Source organism: Bacillus sp. FSL K6-0073, from assembly GCF_038006085.1.
In the GTDB taxonomy this organism is placed as follows: Bacteria; Bacillota; Bacilli; order Bacillales; family Bacillaceae_G; genus Bacillus_A; species Bacillus_A cereus.
Genome location: NZ_JBBOUN010000001.1, coordinates 1,124,876 through 1,149,320, shown reverse-complemented (window position 1 = coordinate 1,149,320; position 24,445 = coordinate 1,124,876). Strand labels below are relative to the sequence as shown.

Sequence of the window (24,445 nt, the reverse complement as noted above, 5' to 3'; positions counted from 1 at the left end):
TCCTTTCAATTTAAACGCTCAATGCGCTTCGCCCCGTATTGGTAAACAAAACCGATACTAAATAATATGCTTACGATAAGTAAAATTCCTGTCATCATGAAATCTTTCGTTGCTAGTGCAAATATAACTGTAAAGATTACGCTCCCGATGATTAGAACCGCGTTTAATAAAGTAAGAAAATCTTTCTTCTTCTCTTCTCCCCGTACTGGATACAAATCAAGCCAAATTTTCATGCGGTGATGTTTCCATAAAGTTAAGAGCTGATAGCCGATTAAATATAGGAAGATAAAACTTACGATAAATCGCCCGTATAAAAATGGAATGAAGTAAAGAATAACTCCTCCAAGAGCGAGCAAACGCACATATAATCCAAAATAGTTACCAGATCGTAAAAATGTTCTCGTATATAAGTATAAATATGTACGCTTTTCACCGATTATCGAAAGAATGAAATCGAGCCATTTTCTCCGTGCTACTCTTTCTTTTAATGCTGGTACATCAACGAACATGTTCGCGATGCGGTACAGCAGCATCATCTTCTTACCTTCTTCAGAAATTAAATACTCCCAGTTTAGTGGCTTTCCCTTTACCATTTGATGCATGATAGCAAGGTATAACACCATGAGAAGGACGATTCCACCAATGAAAAGAACTGAAGTACGTTCTACAAGGAAATATACAAATAAACCGTTTAGGATAAAGCGAATGAACCAATCCGCTCTTTGTATATTTTGATCTGTTAAAAATGACTTTTCCCACGCTACAAATAAATTCCACGCTTTTACAATGACAAATGCAAGTACGATCCATATGTAGCCAGCTCCTGTTTGCTTCATTTGCTGGAAGTATAACGGAGCAAGCGCAGCTGCTACGATTGCGATTATGTATAACTGAATCATAAATGTAAAAAGAAATGCCTTTGTGAAGTAAGGTTTTAACTTTTCTTCAACTGGCAGTAAGTAAACGAGATCCGCTTCTTTTAATAATGTTTGAATGGATCCAGCCGTTAACACGAGTCCAATTAATACTGCCATTACGAGCGCCACCGGAAACGAAGGTGTTAACGTTTGTAACCATTGCTGGTAATAATACGCTCCCGCACCAATGATGAACACGAAAATAAATTTCAAATGATCATTAAATACGTATTTACTATATGTACGAACTTCTTTTAGAAAGTGACGAAATCGTTCTTTCCATAACGCTGTGCTATTCATAATCTTCTTCCTTTGTTAGCGCGATGTAAATATCATCTAACGTTGCACCTGGCATATTAAACTGTGATTGCAGTTCAGATAGCGTTCCCTTCGCTCTTACTTCACCTTGATGCAAAATAATGAACGAATCACAATAACGCTCTGCCGTCGCTAAAATATGTGTGCTCATTAAAATACCGGCACCACTCTTTTTCATTTGGTCCATCATTTGAAGAAGGGATTGAATCGCTAACGGATCTAATCCAACGAAAGGTTCATCTACTATGTAAAGAGATGGCTCCACTAAAAATGCGCTCATAATCATTACTTTTTGTTTCATTCCTTTTGAGAAATGAGATGGAAACCATTTTAAACGATTTTTCATACGAAACTCTTGTAGTAGCTGTCCTACACGTTCTTCATATTGTTTTTCATCAACGCCATACGCCATAGCTGTTAATTTCAAATGCTCTTCTAACGTTAATTCATCATATAATACTGGCGTTTCCGGAATGAATGAAAAGCTAGAACGGTACGCTGTCATATCATCACGAATTGTTTTCCCATTAATTGTGACAGTTCCTTTTTTCGGTTCCATTAAACCGATAATATGTTTAATCGTCGTACTTTTACCAGCTCCATTTAAACCGATTAAGCCGACAAGTTCGCCTTTATTAACAGAGAACGAAACGTCTTTTAATACAGGTCGTTTCGTATATCCTCCTGTAACATTTTCTACACGCAATAACTCGCTCATACGACACCACTTTCTTCATTAGTATTCATTCTATATTCATCTTACCAAAAATTATGCTGTACTACATAGTATCCATGTACTCAAAAAAAATTTTTAAATTTATTAGCATATATTTTTCCGAAAGCGGACATCATAATTATTGAAGAAGGAACACATTGAAAAAGCAACCACCAATTGATGAGTACAACAACATAGTGAAGTCATCATGAAATGGGGTGTCCAAGTTGGACAATGAAATTTACACATAACCAGATTATTTGTTTCATTTTCGAAACGGGGTGTCTCTGAAAGAGCATATACTGTTTTAAAAAATAAACAATTTCATTTTAAAAAAGATTGCAATTCATTTCACTTGAAAATGGGGTGTCTACGGCAGAAACTTTAGCCGATTTACCGTGCATTTCTTAAATAAATGAGGTGTCTGCGAAACGTAAATTACGATAATGCTTTTTCAATCCCTCTTCAGAAAACAGGAAGCTGAGTCAGCTTCCTGTTTTTCGTGTTTGTTCTCTTATGTAATTATGGTAAAATACGGCTAAGGATATTTGAAAGGATGAGATCAATGAATCATACAGCAGACAATTGTATTTTTTGTAAAATCATTGACGGGCAAATCCCTTGCTCAAAAGTATACGAAGATGAACATGTGCTTGCATTTTTAGATATTAGTCAAGTAACAAAAGGACATACTCTTGTTATTCCGAAAGTTCACAAACAAGACATTTTTGCGTTAACGCCAGAAATCGCATCACACATTTTTTCTGTCGTTCCAAAAATCGCAAATGCGATTAAAGCAGAGTTTAATCCAGTTGGCTTTAACCTACTTAACAATAACGGTGAAAAAGCTGGACAAACTGTGTTCCACTTCCACCTTCATTTAATTCCACGCTACGGTGAAAAAGATGGTTTCGGTGCTGTTTGGAAATCACATCAAAATGAATACACTATGGAAAATTTACAAAACATCGCAAGTACAATTGCAAATAGTGTGAAATAATGACACTATAAGAAGGCGTAATACATAACAAGCCACTTCCCTGAAGTCATCAAATTCCGCATGGCTTGTTTCTTTACTTAAAATGCTCAGGGATGATTGTTTGTGCATAGCACATATAAGAAAGATATGCATATTTTTCCCATCATGAATACGAACAAAAAATAAGGAGGTCTCCTTTTATGTCAAAAGCTAAATCCTTTATTACAGGTGTTATTTGCGGCGGAGCAGTTGCTGGACTAGCTGTTCTTTTCTCAACTCCTTCTTCTGGTAAAGACATGCGCGGCAAGTTAAAAGAAAAAGGAAATGATATTAAAAAGACTTTAGCTGATATTACAGCTGATACGAAATTATTAAAGCGTCAAATTGTTGAAACTGCTTCAGAAGGTAAAGAAGTGTTTCAAGAATTAAAAGATGACATGCAAGACACGCTTTCTAACTGGAAGCAAGATATTTCTCAAAACAAGCGCCATATTGAGAAAGAAATTTTGGACATCCAAAAGTCAATTGAGAAACTACAAGAAGCTGTTCCAGAAAAAGCGTAAACAAATTCCTGCTTAGTTTTTTGCATATAACAAATATTTTTTATATAAATTGACCTTGACACGGCATATCGTATAGATATGCCGTGTTTTTATGCATTTACAATATATGTTATCACTTAACATGTAAGGACAACGTATGTATTCACGACTCATAAAACGCTTCCATAGTTATGCATGATTTGTATAGAATGTCATTTTTCCGAAAAATTTTCACAATTCTCACAAAAAGACTTTATTAATTTTTATTTTACTGGCATAATAGATAGTAATGAAAAAAGAATGTTAAAGTGGGTGAGTAAATGAAAAGTGGAGAAAAAGATTACTCGGTAAAAGAAGCGATGATTTTCAGCCAACGCATTGCTCAATTATCGAAAGCGTTATGGAAATGTGTAGAGAAAGATTGGCAGCAGTGGATTAAACCTTACGATTTAAATATTAATGAACATCATATTTTAACAATCGCTTATCATTTAAAAGGGGCTTCTATTTCTGAGATTGCTAAGTTTGGAGTTATGCACGTATCAACAGCGTTTAACTTCTCGAAAAAGCTGGAAGAACGCGGCTATCTTGTATTCTCGAAAAAGGAAGATGATAAACGAAATACGTACATTGAAATTACAGACAAAGGGGAAGAATTACTACTTCGCTTAATGGAAGAGTATGACCCTGAAAATAATTCAGTGTTTAATGGGGCTCTTGCACTTCGTAATTTTTATGGGAAGTTCCCAGAAAATATCGAACTGATTGCAATCCTGCGTAATATTTACGGACAAGACTTTATCGATATTTTTGAGAAATCATTAGAAGATATTGAAGAGAACTTTACAGAATCCGATCAAAAGTTAGTTAAGAAATAATCTATTTATTTTTTCGCAATCATGCTTAAGAATTCATTCATAAGCGGCTTAAATAAACCTTGTTTTGCTAGCGCTTCCGCAGTTTCGTGTACTTCGAGCTGATGTGGAAGCGCTTTTTCAAATTGATCTAACAGCGCATCGAACAAAAGAAGCCCTTCTGCTTTCTCCACTACATATTGCTCGTTCAGTTTTTCACAAAGATTTAGTATACGTTCAATATCTTTTTTACGAGCTTTTTTCTTTATGATCAAAGAATAAAATGGACACTTCTCTTCATCAATCATTTTAAATAATAGGTCTACATAGTATTCAGCTTGTTCTAATCTTCTAACAACGTCCATTTTCTCCCTCACTTTCTAACACAAAGTCTTCTATTTCTGAATTTTGTAACACGAACAAAATATCGTGTGATACAATATATGTATATGTATTTTAGCCAAAAGGAGGTCTCGCCTCATGACACTTATAACAGTTGTTTTTGTCGCATTCGCACTTCTTGTTATATTTTACACGAATTTCATGACACATACACTGTGTGAACGAAAACAAATAGCTGCGAGCCGCCAGCCCGGTGTCTTTCGGGTTATTAATGTATGTATAACAATTTTATTAATTTCTAGTTATATAGAAATTATATTTCATGGAAAGTGAGGAAGGAAAGCCCCTTCCTCACTTTTTTCCTCTATAAGCAAATTATACCTACAATAACCAATAAAATAAACAGTACAAGTAATAAAATAAGTTGAGAATTCATCCCCATCCCCTCCTCTATTCTGTATATGCGGCATGCGCCCAATATGGCACACTTTCAAAATCTGACACGTGCTGGTTAATTTTTCTTTATCAATATGAAAACGGTTCGAAATATGATATATTAAATTTTGTACATATTGCTTATACTATAGAACAAAACATTCATCAAAACTTTATCCTCAGCCACGGTAAGCCCTGTTAAGCGCGCTTTACCAATATAAAAAAGCAAAAGTATCAGTGAGACTTAATCGGGCTCTTATGAACTAAAATTCATCGGTGTAGGATAAATTAAAAATACATAATAGTAGGAGTGTTTATTGAATGAAGAAAGCTATGCTTGCCTTAGCCGCAACAAGTGTAATCGCATTATCAGCATGTGGAACATCATCATCAGACAAAATCGTTACATCTAAAGCTGGTGACATTACAAAAGAAGAATTCTACGAACAAATGAAAAATTCACAAACTGGTAAACAAACACTAAATAACATGGTTATGGAAAAAGTACTTATTAAAAACTACAAAGTAGACGACAAAGAAGTAGATAAAAAGTACGATGAGATGAAAAAGCAACTCGGTGATCAATTCGATACATTATTAAAACAACAAGGTCTTAAAGAAGAAACAGTCAAAAATGGCGTTCGCGCTTCATTAGCTCAAGAAAAAGCTATCGAGAAAACAATCACTGATAAAGAACTAAAAGAAAACTACAAGCCTGAAATTAAAGCAAGCCACATTCTTGTAAAAGATGAAGCTACTGCGAAAAAGGTAAAAGAAGAACTTGGACAAGGTAAATCTTTCGAAGAGTTAGCGAAACAATACTCTGAAGATACTGGTTCAAAAGAAAAAGGCGGAGACCTTGGCTACTTTACTGCTGGTAAAATGGTTAAAGAATTTGAAGATGCTGCTTATAAACTGAAAAAAGATGAAGTAAGCGAGCCTGTGAAATCACAATTCGGTTACCACATCATTAAAGTAACAGACATTAAAGAACCAGAAAAATCATTCGAACAATCTAAAGCTGACATCAAAAAAGAAATCGTTCAAAAGAAAATGCAAGATGGCCAATTTATGAACGATCTTATGATGAAAGAAATCAAAAAAGCTGACGTAAAAGTTGACGATAAAGATTTAAAAGATCTTTTCGAAGAGAAGAAAACTGACGCTAAAAAAGACGAAAAGAAATAATGCAGTAAAAAGCTTGGGCTTAGGCCCGAGCTTTTTTTATCCCCTCTTCTCCCGGTAGTTATATCTAGATTCGGTAAATGAAATTATATCGGCGATTTTCAAAATATATCAGCGCAACTCCAATTATATCAGCGATTTTCGAAATATATCGACTTACCGACAAAAAACGACAACAAGCGTGACTCCCTCTTCAAACACAAAAAAACCTTGATCCACGCCACGTAGAACCAAGGTTTATCTTATTATCATTGATTAAATTCAAAAACTATGTTAAATTAGTACAGAAACACGTTTTACAAAATACAAAGAACGTATTTATCCGTATCTTAATTGTACACCAAAACACATCTTCAGTCAACCTCTATTTTTCACTTTTAAAGGAGTGCTTACCGTATGAACAAAAACCTTGATTTAGAGCAAAAACGATTAGATACCGTAATTGAAACAATTACGGAGCAAATTGATAAACTGGAAAACGAAACTGGTAGACGCCGGGCAGAAGTAATCAATATTCGTAAACACTTTTGGGATGACGTGAAAGTTAATACTGATACTTTCGATGATTATCTTGAAACAGTTATCAACTTGAGACAACAAGCTCAGTCACTAGCTGTCACACAAATTACCCATAAGCACACCTTTAATCGACTTGCCGCATTAAGACGTATGCATAAAGCACCTTATTTCGGACGAATTGATTTCAAAGAAGAAGGAGAATCTGCCGCGGATCAAATTTATATCGGCGTCGCTACACTTACTGATGCAAGCGGAGAAAACTTCCTTATATATGACTGGCGCGCACCTATTTCGAGTGTGTACTATGATTATCCACCAGGACCTGCTGAATACAGTACACCAGGCGGCGTAATCCACGGTAATGTGGAGAAAAAATTACAATACATTATTCAAAATGGCGAGATTGATTCTATGTTCGATACGAGCCTTACAATTGGTGATGAAATCTTGCAACAAGCGCTCGGAAAAGGTACGAACAAACATATGCAGAGCATCGTTGCTACGATTCAGCGCGAGCAAAATGAAATTATCCGCCACGATGAAGGCCGACTCCTTATCGTTCAAGGAGCTGCTGGTAGCGGTAAAACATCAGCTGCTCTGCAGCGAATCGCCTACTTACTATATAAATATCGCGAATGGCTAAAAGCAGATCAAATTATTCTCTTCTCTCCTAACTCTATGTTCAATAGCTACGTTTCTAACGTACTACCTGAACTTGGTGAAGAAAATATGCAGCAAGTTACATTCCAAGAATATTTGAATCATAGACTAAGTAAGTCATTTGAAGTTGAAGATCCTTATGAGCAATTAGAATATATGTTAACTGAAACGAATAGCCCTACCTATAAAACGAGAAATGCGAGCATCCGATTTAAAGCATCCACTCAATTTTTCGAGATGATTAGAGCGTACAGACAATCTCTTGAATCTTCAGGCATGCTATTTAGAGGAATGAAATTTAGAGGAAAACTGATTGTTTCTGCGAAAGAAATTACAGAACAATTTTACAATACCGACTCCTCCCTCCGCTTCCATAGTCGAATTGAGAAGTTAACGGATTGGCTAAATAAGCAAATAGATGCACTTGAAAAAGCAGAACTGAAAAAGCCTTGGGTAGAAGAAGAAATTGAATTACTTAGTAAAGATGAATACCAAAAAGCTTATAAATATTTACAGAAAAAAGGCGAGTTTGACGACAACTCCTTTAATGATTTTGAAAAAGAAACGAGAGTACTTGGACGTATGATTGTCCGTAAAAAATTGAAGCCACTGCGTAAAGGCGTTCAAACATTACGCTTTATCAATTTCACAGGCATATATAAACAACTTTTCACAGATGCATCATGGGTTACTGAGAAAAAACCGAAAGAGTGGGATGACATTTGCTCCTTAACAGTAAACATGCTTGATGAAGGAAAACTATATTACGAGGATGCGACTCCATTCTTACTTTTAAAAGAATTAATTGAAGGCTTCCAAACGAACAGATCGATTAAACACGTACTCGTAGACGAAGCGCAAGATTATTCGCCGTTTCAGTTCGAGTTTTTAAAACGTCTCTTCCCTGCCGCGAGAATGACAGTACTCGGCGACTTTAACCAAGCGATATTTGCTCATGCGAGTGAAACGGTTAATTTCGATACACTTACAAATTTATACGGTCCAGACGAAACAAACGGCATTAACTTAACTCGTAGCTATCGCTCAACAAAACCGATCATTGAATTTACACGTGCTCTCGTACCGGAAGGCAAGAACATTCACGCCTTTGAACGTGACGGCGAGAAACCTACAGTGACGAAAGTATCCAGTGACAGCGAACTGCACGAACATATTACTGCAAAAGTTGCTGAACTACAAAAAGAGCAGCACAATACGATCGCAATTATATGTAAATCTGCAGCTGAAAGCGCCGCTGCCTATGAGGCACTTAGTCCTATCGAGAATATTAAACTTGTGAAAAGTAACTCAGCCGAGTATGAGCAAGGCATTGTCGTGATCCCTGCTTACTTAGCAAAAGGTATCGAATTTGATGCTGTTATTATTTACGATGCTTCTAAAGATGTGTACAGCGACGAGAGCGTTCGTAGATTGTTCTACACTGCTTGTACGCGCGCAATGCATGAACTGCAACTTTATAGCGTTGGCGAAGTTAGTCCTTTTATACTTGGGGCTGATTCGGAGAGTTTTGAGCTTATAATGAAAACACCTTAATGATGGAAGTGACCCCCGAAAACGGGACACATATTAAAACACCTCCCGAATTCGCATACTAAGTATGCAAATTCAATGGAGGTGTTCTTTTTATCATTTAGACTTGTAAAATGCTTCGTATTTCTTCTAAACGTAAATTTGTAAACTTTGCAATATCTTCGATTGGCATTCCATTTTTATGCATTCCACGAATTAATTGAATCTTACCTTCTTCAATTCCCTCTTTCTTTCCTTCATTACGAGCATGAGCGAACTTTGCGGCTTCATCCATCAAAGCTTTCTCTCTTGCCTCATATGCTTGTCGGAAAGAAGAATCTTGACTCATACGCTCCCATTTATTCATCGCTTTTTGTAAAATCGGATCTTGGTTCATCGCAATGTCCTCCAATGTTTGGGTTAGTTGTTCATCCTCGTTTGCCGGAAGTAATAATAACCAACGAACAAACAAATCTTCCCAAGGATTTACTTGTTCATTCCGCCACTGTTGCATAAGTTTCGAAATCTCTACGATGTGAACTTCGATATCACTACTCAATATTTTATGTTGTTGTCGATTCCATAAAACTCCTGTTGTATGGAATGCCTCGTATTCAGGAAACATAACGAAATTTAACAAATTGATTGTAATTGTTTTATGAAGAGAGCTGTATGGCATTCCCTTTTGAAGTTGAGCTGTGTATAGCCTTCCCCAATAATATAAACTGCATTTAATCATATCATGATTATTATTGAGTTGTATTTCTACATTGACTTTTGTTCCTGTGTCTAATGTAGCTGAAATATCTAAGATAGATAACTTATCTTCTTCATGTTCCCTGTGTAAATGTGGATCTGCAAATTGTAACGAAACAATGGGTGATTCTAAAGAATCCTGTAACATCGCATTTAAAAAAGCAATTAAAATATCTTCATTTCCACTTGTGCCAAATAATTGTTTAAAAGCAAAATCAATGCGTAAATTCACTAATTGTTGGCTGGACATGAAATTTTCTCTCCCCATCTCATAAGAGGCTTTTCTTTTATTGTACATAAAATAGTGATACGCATGCAAACACGCACTTACTTAAATTTCATAAAACGCCCTGTATTTGCAGGTTATCACATCACTTCTCACGATGCAGACATTCTTACGATTGACGTACTTCTATCCTCACCTTCATTAGATCCTGACACTTCCAAAAAAGATGCGGAAGAATACTCCTATTTACAACAACTAACTGAATCGATATCTCGTTCTGAATTATGTATTTCTGTTAAAGAGAGTGCACTTATTTAAACACAAAAAGAGGGTTATTTATGATAACCCTCTTCTACTATCTATTTACGTTTGTACTTGATCATAATAATGCATTCTTTTATATACAACTTATATAAGTATCAAGGTGTTTTTCTAATTCTGAATGAAATGCCCTTACGTCTATATACACTCAGCACAATCCCCATTATAAGCGCATGAAATACAGTCGGCGTTAATCCGTAACTAATAAAAGGTAAGGATATAGCAGCAAGCGGCAATAATCCTAGTATCATTCCAACATTATAAATGAACTGGAATACAAAAAGAGTCAATCCACCAACGAGTAGCAATTTACCGTACCGATCATTTATTTTATAAGAGATGACTATTAATCTTGCTACAAAAAGAGAAAGAACGAAGACAAGAATTAATGCAAGCCAATACCCATAATAGTAAGTCAAACTTGCAAATACAAAATCAGTATCCGGAGCAGGGATGAATTTCATATCTCCATATGTACCAAACCAACCTGCTGATGACATTACCTCTTTTAATCGTATATACATAAATCCTGCGCCACCTGCATCACTCTCAGGATTTAAATACCCTAAAAGTCTATCTAAGTGGTATCCTGAAGACCATGATACGGATACCTTAATAATAAATAAACAAATAGGTACAACCGTAATAATCAACGACGTTTTCTTTCCTAGCTTACTCCACCAAAGCATAACGAATACCATCGTAATATAGATGAAAATTGACGAAAGGGTGGATACAATTAAAAATAAATACAAAGAAAATAAATATAAAACCACAAGATGTATAACTTTTAACCTATTATTATTGAAAAAAGAAGCCCAAGCTAGAAAAAAGAAAGGAACTGCCATTAAACAGTCAACTGCAATTGGACCAATTTTTATTAACGGTTCTCCAATCATTGAAGCGTTTGGAAAACAGTATAGAATTAACAAGACAACTACTCCGATTGTGTAAAACAACCATCCCATTCTCTCTAATTTCCGATAATCAAGTAACATCATCCCAATCGCTGTTATAACACCCAGAATAACAAATATCACCTTATTCATTATTACATCATTCGTATATCCAAAAACTAAAACTGGTAAAAACCCTAACCCCATCGCAGCCACCAATAAAATAAGTAAGAACCAATCAACCTTTGGCTTATGAAGTTTATTAAATTCCCGCCCTAATTTACTCGGACTTCCCATTTGTTCCACAGCTTTATTTTCAGCAATTTCCTCACTTAAACCTTTTTCTATCCATGTGTTCTTTGCCTGTTTTAAATGAAAATCTAGTTCGGTTGCTACAAAGCTCTTTGCTTCTTTTGATTTAATATGATTCGTAACTTCGCTTACAAAACGCTCCCCTTTTTTGTTCAATTCCGCCTCACTCCTGTACTAATCCTTTTAATATAAATCGTGCCTTCGTAGCATTCTTCTCTGCCTTTCGCAGCATCTTGTTTCCTTTATCATTTAATTGATAATATTTAGCTCCCGCATGATCCCAGCTAGATTGGATAAAGCGATTCTGTTCTAGACGATGCAATAAAGTGTATAGAGATCCTTCATCACCTTCGAATTTTTGAATTCCTCTCCCCCGCAGTAACTGCATCAATTCATAACCTGTTTTTTCATTCATAAGAAGTTGCAACACTGCTAAAAGGATGTCTTCTTCCTTTTCGGACGATTGATTGATTTTTTCGTGCACCCGCTTTTGGTGCCGATCAGAAAAACTCAAATGTTTAAACGTTGTGTTCTCCATTGATTTTCGCAAGCCTTTTAATCGACCTTCCATTCGATTATTCCTCCAATCCTTCCTTCAAAAGCTCCTTCGCTTTTTTCAGTCTCGTTTTTATCGTGTTTTCCTTTACTTCTATTACTGTAGCAATCTCTTTAATTGATAATTCCTCATAATAAAATAGATAAATGACTTCTCGATATTTTATCGGTAAATTCATTACCGCAGAAGCCAACCTACTATCCTCAGCATTTTGAATAACTGTTTGTTCGACACTTTCTTTTTGACTCTCCATATACGTAAAGTCATCCTCTGTAACGATAACTTTTTTGTTATACCAACTTTTTATATAGTCCTTACATTGATTGATTGCAATTCTCCATAACCATGTTTTCACATTCGAATTCCCTTTATATGTATGAAGAGATTTATAGCATTTCACGAATATATCTTGCGTTACATCCTCCGCAACCTCTTTATTATTCACATACGAATACACAAGCTGCAGGACTTCTTGTCCATACTTGTTCATTATTTCGTCGATAAGGTCCTCCTTATCTTCTATTTCAAACGCTTCTATCGTTAATTCATCCACATCATTTCCTCCTTCCCATATATTAGACGACGCACTGTATGGAAAAGTTTTATAAATGTATAAAAAAATACGATCGGCAATCACATTTTTTATAAAGCACTTCCTCAGTAAATTACATATAATAAACCGAATAGTCGTTACAATGCATTCACCTAAAGAGCGTCTTTCTCCCAAGGCGCTCTTTAAGTTTACAATAAGGATTTTGTCTTAGTTTTATATCATCAAGATTCCCCTCATCGCTAAATTAAAAAGAGAACCGATTTAATCGAGTCCCCCTTCTTTCTAACGCTCACTTAAAGAATCTAATATATCATGGCCATACAAAGATGAATCGATAATATCAAAACTAATACATTCTTCATACAAGTGTAGTATTTAAACTTCTATACATAACGCAATTGCATGAAAACCTTAACTTGTAGGAAATTCATAAACAGGTTATACATGATAAACTACAATTTACACAACCACCATTTAAAACTAGGAATTTTCATCCATATATCTTGTTCCCTATTTTAAAACATAATACAATGAATACGTAACTTAATAAGCTATAACTAGTAGGTGTGGCAATCATCTCTTCCATTTTGAAAAAAGGGGGAGGTGATAATATAATCGCGATGTTTGTAATTAAATTAGTGTATGGTATCCTAACCGGAGCTGACGTTTTTCCTTTGTCACGCTCAGGGCCAATTGGTGTTCTCCCGTTTCCAGCATCTTTTGCAACAGTTGCCGCTAAAGCATAAGTTTTTGACCAAACATTGTTATTCTTTTTATCACTTGATTTCATTCTTGAAACTGCAGTTGCTTTAGAAATTGGTCCGCCAATATATAAATCACCTTTTGTTAAAACAGCAGCATAGTGATCATATTTTTTCTTTCGTAATTCTGCTGCAACTTTCCCCACTACCGTATATGTAGCACCTGCAATAATTACAGCAGCACCAATCGCGATTAAATGCGAAACAAGCCCTTGACCAATTACACCTGCCAGCGGTAATAAGAACACTACAGAAGCATGCGCTTCCATAGAATCTACTTCAAAAGATTCGTTTGTTTTTATATCGGTAAATGTCGCTTTAAACACTTCGTCAGTAGCCTCTTCAACGTCAACTCTATATTCTTTTTCAACTTCATTTCCGTTTGCATCTTTTTCCATTGATTTCACTGTAAATGTGTTATCTGTTTTATCCCAAGCCGCTGAAACTGTTGCATCACCTTCTACCGTTTCAACTTCTGTTTGTACTTCTACTTTCTCACTATTATTCTCAAGTACTTCAATATTCTCGTCTTGAACCCAACCTTCAGCTAAAACTTTACCATTTGGAATGATTCCAATGCTTAAAACAAAGATTAACATTAATGATACTATCTTTTTAATCATAATTCTCCACCCTACTATAATTTTATAAAACCATTGCCAATTTGATTACTGCCACCAATGTCCACTGTATTTTTTTCTAAAATTTTATACACTTCTTGAGGGAACTTTACTTTGCTAGATGGCAGTTTAAATGTTTCCTTATTCGCAAGAATTAAAGATACAATTCCTGTTACGTGAGCCGTTGCTAGAGATGTTCCATTTTCAATCGAATAACCATTAGAAGTTGTAGTGGTTATTACGTTCACACCTGGGGCTGCAAAATCAATTTTCCCATTCCTTGCAGCAAAACTTGCAGCTTTATAAGCGTGATTTACTGCTGTTACTGAAATAACATCTTTATAATTAGCTGGATATTCAACTTTTCCGCCATAATTATTACCTGCAGCTGCAATAACAATTATCCCTTTTTGAATCGCCTTCTCAATCACCCTTTCAAGTTCAGGATGGTTAGAAGACATACCAAAGCTAATGTTTAACACATCAACATTTTTTTCAACGGACCAATTAATACCTTGAACTAAATTATCAATCTTCCCTTTTCCATCATCATTAAGAACTTTAACATCATAGAGTTCCACTAGCGATGCTGCAACGCCAGTGATTCCAATTTTGTTATTATTTGCTGCGATAATACCTGCCACATTCGTTCCATGGCCTAAAACATCAATTACTGGATGTTGCGGCTCAATTACGTTGTATTCTTTAATTACAAGATTTTTTAAATCATCATGTTGTTTTTCTATTCCACTGTCTAATATCGCAACCTTAATCTTACTTTTAGATTCGAATTCCCAATATTCCGAATTTAAATTCAAAAGTGCCCATGATCTTCCTTGCTCCTTTTTGCTTTTTTCTAGTAAAGCAAGGTTGTCTGATTGATTTATTTTAACCAAACTCGTAGGTTGAAAGAAAAAGAAATAGACAGCGCAAATTGCAAAAACAAAAACTAAAAAAATCAAAGAATACAAAATTTTCTTCTTAATCACTATCCCCTCCTAACATCAAATAAATTCTAATATACATATATAACCAAAATAATACTGTTTTTACTATTTTTTCTTGTTATACTGATACTGAGTTTAGATAAACATTTCATTTAGTAACCTATTCACCAAATGAATTTAATTGAAATAAATGTAAAATAATAAAATTATTACCGGAAAATCCATCTCTTGGTTCATCAGCAAGGGATAGTCACAAGCGAAATATCCCCCAATATATTCTCGTAAAGTAGAAAACTGAAACAGATTAAATTTCTTTAGGGATGGCTTCGCCATCTCTTTTCTGTTTCAGCTTCAAAGATTGGTTCAATGACTAATTTTGTTGCTATTTGTACAACTCTATCTTTGATCGTAGGAATTCCAAGTAGTCTTTGTTTTCCATCCCCCTTTGGAATATAGGTTCTTCTCACAGCTTGTGGATGATATGGCTTACTTTTGAGTTCCTTGTACAACTCATTTAGAAAGTTACGTTCTCCATATTGGTGAACAATTCCCTCAATTCTTTGTCCATCCACTCCTTCCCTTCCTCTATTCCGTTTTACTCTTCGCCATGCTTCAGCTAGTATATCGGGGCGATAAATCTTATCATACAACGCATGAAATCTTCGGCTTGAATTTTCTTTGGCACAAAGATATAAAGTCTTCCAAAGTTCTTGAGCTTTTACATCAGTGTAGTTAGCAAGTTTTCCAGTATTCACTCACTCGTACCTCCTTCCAACTTATGAACAAAGTAGAGGTCCTTCCCTACATAACGTTGTGTTGTGGTTATGATATTCAGTACTATGATCTCCTCCGACTCCCTCTTTACAGTCCACCATTTCGCATATGCTTATAGGCTTTCTCTCTCCTTTCTGAAAGAAAGGGCAAAGGAAGGTCTCCCTAGTTCCAGACACTACTTTCTCAACATACCATCCTCCGTACCCCGAAGGATTCTTCGATGCTGTATTTCCAAGTTCTTCACGTCTTCCATGGTTTTCTCCTATATTCACCAGGCTCAACTTCCCTTTGTCCTATTGCTAGGTTTCTTTTAACGAGGCGGCAAGGTTCACTTTATGTTACGGTTTGTTGATTCGCTCGCACTTCTAAATAGAAGTCACTTTGTCACAGAGCTTCAACCTTAGGATTTCTCCACCAGTTGCCTGTTAGCTACTAGACGACTTGGCTCTTACCTAGGCTGGACTTTCACCAGCAAGCAGTGCCCAGCTTAGCTGGGCACGCAAAATAAAAAGACTCTCTCCATTAATGATAAGAGTCTTTTTAACACCAAATACTCATAATTTATCCCCTACAATAAAGAAAGAATTGTGTATTTTTATACCTACACAATTCTTTCTTCCAAAAACATATCTATTTTACGCTAACGCAGCTGCCTGTTCTTGTTGATCTACAGGAATAACAGCGTCTGTTAGTGCTTTTTCTAGTTCTGCTGTATATTTCATTTGTTCTTCTTTGCTCCAGCCTAGTTTCGCAGCCATGTAGTTGATTACTGCTTCTTTCCACTCGTATACCCAGTGGATGTTGAAGAATACAGCGCCTCTGCGGCGTACGAAGAAGTCAACTGGTTTTGCTGTCATTTCGTAATCCATTGCATATACAAGCGGGATTAGAACGTCAAGCGGCATGTTGTATTCTTTCGCTTCGTCTTTATGTTTTTTCGCTAAGTCAAATAGTACGTCAACGTTAGAACCATAGAATTTCGCGAATTCTTCTGCTTGTGCTGTTGTTAAACCATATTTCGTACCTTCGCCAGCTTTTTTCGCAACGAATGCTGGGAATCCGTGTGAACCATCTACATGTCCACCAGAGATTGGCATATGTTTCGTGTCGCTCTTCGGATATGCGCTATGACCTTCTTTTTGTAGTAAGTTCGTTACGTAGTCTACTACCATTTCAGCCATTTTGCGGTATCCTGTTAATTTACCACCTGCGATTGTAATTAAACCAGATTCAGAAGTCCAAATTTCGTCTTTACGAGAAATTTCAGATGCACTCTTACCTTCTTCATAAATTAACGGACGTACACCAGCCCAGCTTGATTCAATGTCTTTCTCTGTAATTTTCACGCTTGGGAACATGTAGTTAATCGCATTAATGATGTATGTGCGATCTTCTGTTGTCATTTGTGGTACAGCTGCGTCTTTATCATAGAACGTATCTGTTGTACCTACGTATGTTTTTCCGCCGCGAGGAATCGCGAACACCATACGTTTATCTGGTGTATCGAAGTAAATCGCTTGACCTAATGGGAAACGTTTTTGGTCAATTACTAAGTGAACACCTTTTGATAACTGAAGTACTTTTCCTTTTTTCGAATTATCTTTTTCACGAAGTGTATCTACCCAAGGGCCAGCTGCGTTTACAATTTTCTTACCGTAAACTTCGTATACTTCTCCGTCTAGTAAATCGATTACACGTACACCGCATACTTTTCCATCTTTATATAAGAAACTGTCTACTTTTGCATAGTTAACAGCTTTTGCGCCGTGCTCAATTGCTTCTTTCATTACTTCAATTGTAAGACGCGCATCATCTGTACGATATTCTACGTAGTAACCGCCGCCTTTTAATCCTTCTTTTTTTACAAGAGGCTCTTTGTTTAATGTTTCTTCACGGTTAAACATCTTTCTGCGCTCGCTTCGTTTTACACCTGCTAAGAAGTCGTATACACGAAGACCAATTGATGTACTAAATGATCCGAATGTACCGCCTGTATGGAACGGAAGTAACATCCACTCTGGTGTTGTTACATGGGGACCGTTCTCATATACGATCGCACGCTCTTTACCCACCTCTGCTACCATTTTCACTTCAAGTTGTTTTAAATAACGTAGACCACCGTGTACAAGCTTCGTTGAACGACTTGATGTACCTGCTGCAAAGTCCTGCATTTCAAACACAATTGTTGATAACCCGCGTGTTGCTCCATCTAATGCAATACCAGAACCAGTAATACCTCCACCAATTACGATCACATCTAACTCTTGTTTATTTACTCCGTTTAATACGTCTTTACGTTGTTTACTTGAAAATTTCATGGTAATTCCTCCCTTTGATAACGAAAAAAGAGACCACAAACTCCGCTATAGATTTCGCCTCTATAGCGCGTTGTGGTCTCTCCAAATCTCCTACCGAATTATTAACTTGTCACCATTATAACACTGTTTATGATTATTTGAAAGCTTTTGTTGCTTCAATTGCTTTTTTCCATCCAGCATATAGCTCTTCGCTTGTTTTCGCTTCCATCGTTGGTTCAAAGCGTTTGTCCATATGCCACTGTTCTTTAATTTCATCTTGGTTTTTCCAATATCCAACCGCAAGACCAGCTAAGTATGCTGCACCTAGAGCCGTTGTTTCGTTGATCACTGGACGCTCTACAGGAACATCTAAAATATCACTTTGGAACTTCATTAAGAAGTTATTTTTAACTGCTCCGCCATCAACGCGTAATGTTTTCAGTTCAATACCTGAATCTGCTTCCATTGCGCATAATACATCTTTCGTTTGGTAAGCTAAAGATTCTAGCGTTGCACGAATGAAGTGCTCTTTCGTCGTACCGCGTGTTACACCAAACATAGCGCCGCGTACTTCACTATCCCAATAAGGTGTTCCTAGTCCAACGAATGCTGGTACAACGTATACACCATCAGTTGATTCAACGCGACTCGCATACACTTCACTCTCACTTGCATCTTTAAACATACGCATTCCGTCACGTAACCACTGAATTGCAGAACCTGCTACGAAAATACTTCCTTCTAATGCGTAGTTTACTTTACCATCTATTCCCCATGCAATTGTTGTTAATAGACCGTGCTCAGAAGCTACTGCTTTTTCACCTGTGTTCATTAACATGAAGCAACCAGTTCCGTAAGTATTTTTCGCCATACCTTCACCGAAACAAGCTTGTCCAAATAATGCTGCTTGTTGGTCACCAGCTACACCTGCAATCGGTACATTTTGACCGAAGAAGTGGTAATCAATTGTTTCTCCATATATTTCAGATGATGGACGTACTTCTGGAAGCATACTCTTTGGTACTGTTAACATGTCTAGAAGCTCATCATCCCACTGTAAGTCGTGAATGTTAAACATTAACGTACGTGATGCGTTTGAGTAATCTGTTACGTGTGCTTTACCACCAGATAGTTTCCATACAAGCCATGAATCAATTGTTCCGAATAATAGATCCCCGTTTTCTGCTTTCTCTCTTGCACCTTCAACGTTATCTAAAATCCACTTTACTTTCGTTCCAGAGAAGTATGCATCAATTAAAAGACCTGTTTTTTCGCGAACCATTTCGCTATAACCTTTTTCTTTTAACTCATCACAAATTTCAGCTGTTTGGCGAGATTGCCATACGATTGCGTTGTAAATTGGTTTACTAGTTGTTTTATCCCATACAACCGTTGTTTCACGTTGGTTCGTAATACCGATACCAGCGATTTGTTCTGGTTTTACATCTGCTTCGCTTAAGCAAGTTGCGATAACTGCTAAAATAGATCCCCAAATTTCTTGCGCATTATGCTCTACCCAGCCCGGCTTTGGAAAATGTTGTGTAAACTCTTTTTGAGCTGAATGAACAATTTCACCTTTTTTATTGAATAAAATTGCACGTGAGCTTGTTGTTCCTTGGTCTAATGAAAGAATATATTTTTTCATATCGGTTTCCCCCTTATGCTACTTTTCTACTATTTGTATTGCTTCCGCTTTTTTTACTTGTCATATAAGAGATTGCTAGTACAATCACAGTTGCGATAATCACATAAATAAGTGCTGAATTTTGTTTTCCTTCAAATACAACTTGATGGAATAAACCTGCAAGTGATCCACCTAAAATTGGACCAACTACTGGAATCCATGCATACTTCCAATTTGAACCGCCTTTTCCTGCAATCGGAAGGAAGAAGTGTGCGATACGCGGACCTAAATCACGTGCTGGGTTAATTGCGTATCCTGTTGTCCCACCTAATGATAAACCAATACTTACAATTAAGAAACCTACGATAAATGGATTTAATCCATCTGCAAATTTATTTGCACCAATTGCTAATATACCAAATACTAAAACGAATGTTCCAATCATTTCACTTAAAAGGTTTGCAAATGTGTTCGGAATTGCTGGACCTGTTGCAAATACACCTAACTTTGTTCCTGGATCTTCTGTTTCTTTCCAGTGTGGTAAGTAATGTAAATATACGATAACTGCCCCGATAATTGCCCCAATCATTTGTGCTGCGATATAACCTGGTACGTCACTCCATGGGAACGCTCCCTTAAATGCTAATCCTATTGTTAAAGCTGGATTCAAATGTGCCCCACTAATTGATCCAACCGCATACGCTGCAACCGCTACTGCTAAGCCCCAGCCCATTGTAATAACAATCCAACCTGAATCTTTCGCAAACGATTTCTTTAAACTTACACCAGCACAAACGCCGCCACCAAGTACGATTAACAACGCAGTCCCTATTAACTCTCCTAAAAATGCTGACATAGTATCCCTCCACAATCAATTTAAACGCTTCCAAATGTGATAGAGGTAAAATGAATGGCCATTCGTTTTTGTCAAAAGAAAAAGACCCACAGCTTGCACGCTTCTATATAAATTTATATAGAAACAATGAAATGTGGATCTCTACTTTTCTCCGTCACGTTTATTAACTTGTCTATAATGTTAACTGTAAATGAAAGCGGTGTCAACGAAAAAATTCACATTTTCGTCACTTTTTTTGGTAATGTTTCCATAGTTCGCGTTTTGATGTCGTAATTGCTGTCGCACCAGCGTTTAAAGCTCTTTCCACATCTTCTACAGTACGAATAAAACCACCCGCTAAAATCGGTACACCAGTACGCTCTTTCACTTCAGCAATAACATCCGTTAATGCTCCAGGAAGTACCTCAATATAATCCGGTTTCGTCTTATCTAAAAGATTGCAGCTCTTCTCCATCGCACTCGAATCGATTAAAAAGATGCGTTGTATTGCCACAACACCTTTTTGCTTCGCCTTCATAATAACGCTCGCCTTTGTTGAAAGTAACCCGTACGGTCTAAACTCCTGACATAAATATTCCGTCGCATGCCCATCACTCTGCAAACCATGAATTAAATCCACATGTAAAAACACCTTTTTACAATATTGCTTCGCAAGCGATATAACACTCTTCAATTGACCGACATGAATATCTAAAATAACAATATATTCATACGAACTATGTAATAGCTTTTCCAAATCTTTAATTTGCCTCACTGCCGGCAAAATCTTCTGTTCATGAAATTCCATTCTCTATATCCCCTTCTTTATGTCATCCTATCCTTTATAGTACACAATTTAAGTGAAAAGAACAGCTAGTGTAGGGGATTTCTTTCAAATCTTTCCTCTATCTATATATTTTCTTCAACTTATCCGATCCCATACCACCTATAATCATGAATGCAAGGGGTAAAAGATTCATTACATATGGCGCATCTGCTACAATTGTAATACTTGCTCCTGCAAACTTATTTAGCATCCATACAACGATTTTTGCAATAAACAAAAATACCCCTATCATAAATAGACTATCAAAAAATACCTTCCATTTTGGATACGCCAATTGCTTACTATCTTCAATTACTTTCTGCGTCAATTCTTCATCCCCCCTTAGCAATTCATCAATTGTAATACCGAACAGATCACTTAAATGAATAATAATTTCAATGCTCGGATAGTTCTTTCCCGTCTCCCATTTCGAAACCGACTGCCTACTTACATGAATTTTTTCAGCCAAATCATGTTGCGACCAATTTCTTTTTTCCCTTTCTTCTTTTAAACGTTCGCTAAAAATCATACTGTGTTTATCACCTCTCTACGTCTAGTATGGACAAATACATAATGAAGAGTAAAGCGAGTTGTCGTTGCGTTAGCTGTGCAACTTGTGCGTTACACCTGAAAATAAAGCTATGTAGTATGTCGATTTCATATATTTTTCTTCTATAATAATTTCCCGAACAATAATACAACGAACAGATACTAGTTAAGACTAGATTAGGCATAAAAAATACGCCATCCCTTCTTATCAGTCTCCAGAAAGAATAACGCAAATTTTCATTTTTACTCATCATTTTTCGGACTATATGAAAACCCCGGATATTTCACAACAGGCCTCTTCTCCTTACGCAGGGAATCCATTACTTGCGGGCCAACATGTATATTACTCTCCACTATTTCTCTAGGAGTCAGTGCCATCCATTGATTTAACGATACATCTTCAAAACGATTACTTCTGAACATCTCTAAAAACCATAATGTTTCGGTACCTGTATTTTGAATATAATGCCCCGTCGCAAACGGTACATATCCGACATCGCCAGCTCTATAATCAAATGTACGAGCGGTACCATTTCCAAGAAACACAGTCATTCTCGCTTCCCCTGTCAAATAATATTGCCATTCATCATTATTCGGGTGCCAATGAAGTTCTCTCATTCCACCAGGCTCAACCTCAACGAGCGCTGCTGCGATTGTTTTGGAAATAGGAAAATTTGTAGAATCTACAATTCGAACGCTACCACCAGGCGTCTTAATCGGCTTTTGTTTTAACAATTCATGTTTAAATGTTAAAGGAACTTCTCCTTTCGGTGATTGAATTTCCTGACTTTCAAGCGAACCTGGCACCTCTCCTTGATAAATATAAACTTGATCTGAAGGGATAGAACGAAAAGCACTCTCAGGTACTCCGAAATTAGCCGACAACACTTCTTTTGGCGTATGCGCAAACCAATCAGAAATAGCTAAAGTAGATAAATCAGAAAAATGCCCATCATCGAAAACGAGTAGAAATTCACAATGTTCCAATCCTTGAATGGAATGCGGAATACCAGGCGGAAAATACCAAAGATCACCTGGTCCAACATCAGCAATAAAATTACGCCCATTTTGATCAACAGCCGTTATGCGCGCCCGTCCTAAAAGCATATACGCCCATTCCGCTTCTTTATGCCAATGTAGTTCTCGTACTCCACCGGCCGTTAAACTCATATTTACTCCCGCAATCGTCGTCGAAACCGGTAGTTCCCGAGCAGTAATCTCCCGAGACCACCCGCCTTGTTTCAAAATCATAGAAGTGTCCGAGAATGAAAACTTCAAGTTAGGAACTAACCCTGCATCCGTTATAGGCGGAACAAGCATATTCGGATTTTGAATATCCCGTATAACATTACGAGGTCCAGAATCAATCGCACCTGCTCCGTCGCTGCGGATTGGTTGTGGCACATTCCCTCCCGCTTCATTAACAGTACGTTTCTTCATGATTACACTCCTTTTTCATCCGATTAGTAAGTAAAAAGCCTCCATCATAGTGTATGAATTGGGCTTTGGATGGTTACAGTTACTATGGTTTAAACCGTGAAAAAACGCGTCTACTATTGTTATTTTTTATCGGAAATTCAATATTCCCCATCAAATCTTCTTGTTCATTTCTCAACTTATACTAGTATGTTTAGCGCTTAGGAAGACCAAAAAAATAAACTAGAACTAACAAAAAACCCTGTAAAATTTATTACAGAGTTTTTCACCAATTATTTATTGTTTTACATATCGAATACGAACATTATCGTCCATTTGATAAATTTGTAATGTGTTTCCATAACTAATTCCTAACTCTTCACTTGCACCAACTGCACCCACAAGTACCCCTTAAAATAATTTATTCTTAGTTGGTTTTACTACCGATACTCTTCGCTGCCTCTTCAAACAGTTTCGAACCTTCTTGTGCTTTACTTAATGATTGATGCATTTTACTTTCGTCTTCTTGGTCCAATGCATCAAAGAGAAGTTGAAAACAATCCGCATATAGTTCCATCGACTGCTTTATCTTCGCCTGTTCTCCCTGTAACTCAGGAGGCGCTTGTAGATTCTTCAGTTTCGTTGCAGTTGCCTTTGCTCCACCTAAACTCAGTTGTACTTCACTTTTCTTTTGTTTATATGATTTTACGTCTGAATCTGCTATTCCTTCAATTAATTTCATTGTATCTTCAATTTGAGTAGCACTATTTATGATATCTGCCTTGTACCTTTCAACATCTGAACCAGTTACCTTACCAGTTGAAGAACTAGAAGAAGTTGAATTATTTGAAGAAGAACTTGGTTGACTACTTGATGAACTACTGTTTGTACCTTCACCTTTCGCTACAGATAAGCTATCCTCTTTCTTGCTATCAGTTGACTTACTCTCTTTTTCAGAAGTCTTATTCTCTTTCTCTACCTTTTGCGTTTCTTCTTTCTTTGGCTCAGCTTTCTTACCATCAGTTTCAATTGTAATACAACCACTCAATAACATAACTGGTAACGCTAAACTTACTAATTTCTTTGCTTTCATGATTACTAATACCCCTTTATTTGTAAAATGTAGTGCAAACAAGTTAATATACTTAACTAATAAATTTCCCCCGAATAATTTATTAAA

Annotated in this window: 22 protein-coding genes and 2 pseudogenes; 7 read left to right on the top strand and 17 right to left on the bottom strand. The window is 36.6% G+C overall.

From position 1 onward, the window contains the following. Nucleotides 1–5 precede the first annotated feature (5 nt). Nucleotides 6–1,217 carry an ABC transporter permease EcsB gene (gene ecsB, locus MHB52_RS06080; protein ID WP_061663874.1) on the bottom strand — a complete coding sequence of 404 codons (1,212 nt, stop codon included), beginning with the start codon at nucleotides 1,215–1,217 and terminating at the stop codon, nucleotides 6–8. Then, the gene (ecsA, locus tag MHB52_RS06075) at nucleotides 1,210–1,953 is read right to left on the bottom strand and encodes an ABC transporter ATP-binding protein EcsA (protein WP_001292603.1); all 744 of its coding nucleotides are present in this window, start codon (nucleotides 1,951–1,953) and stop codon (nucleotides 1,210–1,212) included. Before ecsA ends, ecsB begins: the two co-directional genes overlap by 8 nt. Nucleotides 1,954–2,515: 562 nt before the next feature. Between ecsA and MHB52_RS06070 the strand changes: the two genes are divergently transcribed. The 3 genes from MHB52_RS06070 (at nucleotide 2,516) to MHB52_RS06060 (ending at nucleotide 4,349) form a co-directional block, all read left to right on the top strand. Further along, nucleotides 2,516–2,950 carry an HIT family protein gene (locus MHB52_RS06070; protein WP_001016835.1) on the top strand — a complete coding sequence of 145 codons (435 nt, stop codon included), beginning with the start codon at nucleotides 2,516–2,518 and terminating at the stop codon, nucleotides 2,948–2,950. Between the two features lie 179 nt (nucleotides 2,951–3,129). Then, nucleotides 3,130–3,492: a YtxH domain-containing protein gene (locus tag MHB52_RS06065; RefSeq protein ID WP_000030302.1), complete on the top strand. Its 363-nt coding sequence runs from the start codon at nucleotides 3,130–3,132 to the stop codon at nucleotides 3,490–3,492. Nucleotides 3,493–3,791: 299 nt separating this feature from the next. Then, entirely contained in the window at nucleotides 3,792–4,349 is a 558-nt protein-coding gene (locus MHB52_RS06060; protein ID WP_000834924.1) for an HTH-type transcriptional regulator Hpr, read from the top strand. Between the two features lie 5 nt (nucleotides 4,350–4,354). On the opposite strand, the gene MHB52_RS06055 is transcribed toward MHB52_RS06060, so the two are convergent. After that, nucleotides 4,355–4,690, bottom strand: coding sequence for a DUF1878 family protein (locus MHB52_RS06055; RefSeq protein WP_000383655.1), 336 nt, complete (start codon nucleotides 4,688–4,690; stop codon nucleotides 4,355–4,357). A gap of 115 nt (nucleotides 4,691–4,805) precedes the next feature. On the opposite strand from MHB52_RS06055, the gene MHB52_RS06050 reads away from it, so the two are divergent. The 3 genes from MHB52_RS06050 (at nucleotide 4,806) to helD (ending at nucleotide 9,020) form a co-directional block, all read left to right on the top strand. Further along, the gene (locus MHB52_RS06050; RefSeq protein WP_000172690.1) at nucleotides 4,806–5,000 is read left to right on the top strand and encodes a hypothetical protein; all 195 of its coding nucleotides are present in this window, start codon (nucleotides 4,806–4,808) and stop codon (nucleotides 4,998–5,000) included. Between the two features lie 423 nt (nucleotides 5,001–5,423). Continuing rightward, complete coding sequence (gene prsA / locus MHB52_RS06040) at nucleotides 5,424–6,290, top strand: peptidylprolyl isomerase PrsA (RefSeq protein WP_000710067.1); 867 nt, start codon at nucleotides 5,424–5,426, stop codon at nucleotides 6,288–6,290. 393 nt (nucleotides 6,291–6,683) lie between these two features. Then, complete coding sequence (helD, locus tag MHB52_RS06035; protein ID WP_061663875.1) at nucleotides 6,684–9,020, top strand: RNA polymerase recycling motor HelD; 2,337 nt, start codon at nucleotides 6,684–6,686, stop codon at nucleotides 9,018–9,020. Between the two features lie 97 nt (nucleotides 9,021–9,117). Here the strand turns inward: helD and MHB52_RS06030 are convergent, their stop codons facing one another. After that, nucleotides 9,118–10,002 (bottom strand): Rpn family recombination-promoting nuclease/putative transposase, encoded by an 885-nt coding sequence (locus MHB52_RS06030; RefSeq protein ID WP_061663876.1) that lies wholly within the window; start codon nucleotides 10,000–10,002, stop codon nucleotides 9,118–9,120. 90 nt (nucleotides 10,003–10,092) lie between these two features. On the opposite strand from MHB52_RS06030, the pseudogene MHB52_RS06025 reads away from it, so the two are divergent. After that, nucleotides 10,093–10,296 (top strand): annotated as a pseudogene (locus MHB52_RS06025) (hypothetical protein); the annotation flags it as partial. Between the two features lie 101 nt (nucleotides 10,297–10,397). Here MHB52_RS06025 and MHB52_RS06020 read toward each other — a convergent pair. From MHB52_RS06020 to MHB52_RS05960, 13 genes and pseudogenes are all read right to left on the bottom strand, one after another. Beyond that, complete coding sequence (locus MHB52_RS06020; RefSeq protein ID WP_061663877.1) at nucleotides 10,398–11,663, bottom strand: FtsW/RodA/SpoVE family cell cycle protein; 1,266 nt, start codon at nucleotides 11,661–11,663, stop codon at nucleotides 10,398–10,400. A gap of 7 nt (nucleotides 11,664–11,670) precedes the next feature. Then, on the bottom strand, nucleotides 11,671–12,078 hold the full coding sequence (locus MHB52_RS06015; RefSeq protein ID WP_000399088.1) for a PadR family transcriptional regulator: 408 nt from the start codon (nucleotides 12,076–12,078) through the stop codon (nucleotides 11,671–11,673). 4 nt (nucleotides 12,079–12,082) lie between these two features. Beyond that, entirely contained in the window at nucleotides 12,083–12,616 is a 534-nt protein-coding gene (locus MHB52_RS06010; RefSeq protein WP_000344007.1) for a sigma-70 family RNA polymerase sigma factor, read from the bottom strand. Between the two features lie 658 nt (nucleotides 12,617–13,274). Then, a pseudogene (locus tag MHB52_RS06005) lies at nucleotides 13,275–14,000 on the bottom strand (SAR2788 family putative toxin); the annotation flags it as partial. A gap of 14 nt (nucleotides 14,001–14,014) precedes the next feature. Beyond that, nucleotides 14,015–14,986 (bottom strand): S8 family peptidase, encoded by a 972-nt coding sequence (locus tag MHB52_RS06000; protein ID WP_061663878.1) that lies wholly within the window; start codon nucleotides 14,984–14,986, stop codon nucleotides 14,015–14,017. Nucleotides 14,987–15,258: 272 nt separating this feature from the next. Beyond that, nucleotides 15,259–15,699, bottom strand: coding sequence for a hypothetical protein (locus MHB52_RS05995; RefSeq protein ID WP_016117367.1), 441 nt, complete (start codon nucleotides 15,697–15,699; stop codon nucleotides 15,259–15,261). Between the two features lie 654 nt (nucleotides 15,700–16,353). Beyond that, complete coding sequence (glpD, locus tag MHB52_RS05990; protein ID WP_000672831.1) at nucleotides 16,354–18,036, bottom strand: aerobic glycerol-3-phosphate dehydrogenase; 1,683 nt, start codon at nucleotides 18,034–18,036, stop codon at nucleotides 16,354–16,356. Nucleotides 18,037–18,169: 133 nt separating this feature from the next. Further along, nucleotides 18,170–19,660, bottom strand: coding sequence for a glycerol kinase GlpK (gene glpK / locus MHB52_RS05985; RefSeq protein WP_000760006.1), 1,491 nt, complete (start codon nucleotides 19,658–19,660; stop codon nucleotides 18,170–18,172). Nucleotides 19,661–19,673: 13 nt separating this feature from the next. Further along, nucleotides 19,674–20,495: a glycerol uptake facilitator protein GlpF gene (gene glpF / locus MHB52_RS05980; RefSeq protein WP_001272195.1), complete on the bottom strand. Its 822-nt coding sequence runs from the start codon at nucleotides 20,493–20,495 to the stop codon at nucleotides 19,674–19,676. A 226-nt stretch (nucleotides 20,496–20,721) separates the two neighbouring features. Further along, on the bottom strand, nucleotides 20,722–21,282 hold the full coding sequence (glpP, locus tag MHB52_RS05975) for a glycerol uptake operon antiterminator GlpP (protein ID WP_000394285.1): 561 nt from the start codon (nucleotides 21,280–21,282) through the stop codon (nucleotides 20,722–20,724). Nucleotides 21,283–21,379: 97 nt separating this feature from the next. Continuing rightward, nucleotides 21,380–21,829 (bottom strand): helix-turn-helix domain-containing protein, encoded by a 450-nt coding sequence (locus MHB52_RS05970; RefSeq protein ID WP_061663879.1) that lies wholly within the window; start codon nucleotides 21,827–21,829, stop codon nucleotides 21,380–21,382. Nucleotides 21,830–22,092: 263 nt separating this feature from the next. Then, nucleotides 22,093–23,289 (bottom strand): oxalate decarboxylase family bicupin, encoded by a 1,197-nt coding sequence (locus MHB52_RS05965; protein WP_061663880.1) that lies wholly within the window; start codon nucleotides 23,287–23,289, stop codon nucleotides 22,093–22,095. A gap of 403 nt (nucleotides 23,290–23,692) precedes the next feature. Beyond that, entirely contained in the window at nucleotides 23,693–24,358 is a 666-nt protein-coding gene (locus MHB52_RS05960) for a DUF7018 domain-containing (lipo)protein (RefSeq protein ID WP_000644835.1), read from the bottom strand. Nucleotides 24,359–24,445: the final 87 nt, after the last annotated feature.

Coding starts and splice junctions, on each gene's coding strand:
- ecsA (WP_001292603.1), bottom strand. CDS start 1,953: ATGAGCGAGTTATTGCGTGTAGAAAATGTTACAGGAGGATATACGAAA.
- MHB52_RS06070 (WP_001016835.1), top strand. CDS start 2,516: ATGAATCATACAGCAGACAATTGTATTTTTTGTAAAATCATTGACGGG.
- glpK (WP_000760006.1), bottom strand. CDS start 19,660: ATGAAAAAATATATTCTTTCATTAGACCAAGGAACAACAAGCTCACGT.
- MHB52_RS06055 (WP_000383655.1), bottom strand. CDS start 4,690: ATGGACGTTGTTAGAAGATTAGAACAAGCTGAATACTATGTAGACCTA.
- prsA (WP_000710067.1), top strand. CDS start 5,424: ATGAAGAAAGCTATGCTTGCCTTAGCCGCAACAAGTGTAATCGCATTA.
- MHB52_RS06050 (WP_000172690.1), top strand. CDS start 4,806: ATGACACTTATAACAGTTGTTTTTGTCGCATTCGCACTTCTTGTTATA.
- helD (WP_061663875.1), top strand. CDS start 6,684: ATGAACAAAAACCTTGATTTAGAGCAAAAACGATTAGATACCGTAATT.
- MHB52_RS06030 (WP_061663876.1), bottom strand. CDS start 10,002: ATGTCCAGCCAACAATTAGTGAATTTACGCATTGATTTTGCTTTTAAA.
- MHB52_RS05970 (WP_061663879.1), bottom strand. CDS start 21,829: ATGATTTTTAGCGAACGTTTAAAAGAAGAAAGGGAAAAAAGAAATTGG.
- ecsB (WP_061663874.1), bottom strand. CDS start 1,217: ATGAATAGCACAGCGTTATGGAAAGAACGATTTCGTCACTTTCTAAAA.
- MHB52_RS05960 (WP_000644835.1), bottom strand. CDS start 24,358: ATGAAAGCAAAGAAATTAGTAAGTTTAGCGTTACCAGTTATGTTATTG.
- glpP (WP_000394285.1), bottom strand. CDS start 21,282: ATGGAATTTCATGAACAGAAGATTTTGCCGGCAGTGAGGCAAATTAAA.
- MHB52_RS05965 (WP_061663880.1), bottom strand. CDS start 23,289: ATGAAGAAACGTACTGTTAATGAAGCGGGAGGGAATGTGCCACAACCA.
- MHB52_RS06015 (WP_000399088.1), bottom strand. CDS start 12,078: ATGGAAGGTCGATTAAAAGGCTTGCGAAAATCAATGGAGAACACAACG.
- MHB52_RS06060 (WP_000834924.1), top strand. CDS start 3,792: ATGAAAAGTGGAGAAAAAGATTACTCGGTAAAAGAAGCGATGATTTTC.
- glpF (WP_001272195.1), bottom strand. CDS start 20,495: ATGTCAGCATTTTTAGGAGAGTTAATAGGGACTGCGTTGTTAATCGTA.
- MHB52_RS06065 (WP_000030302.1), top strand. CDS start 3,130: ATGTCAAAAGCTAAATCCTTTATTACAGGTGTTATTTGCGGCGGAGCA.
- glpD (WP_000672831.1), bottom strand. CDS start 18,036: ATGAAATTTTCAAGTAAACAACGTAAAGACGTATTAAACGGAGTAAAT.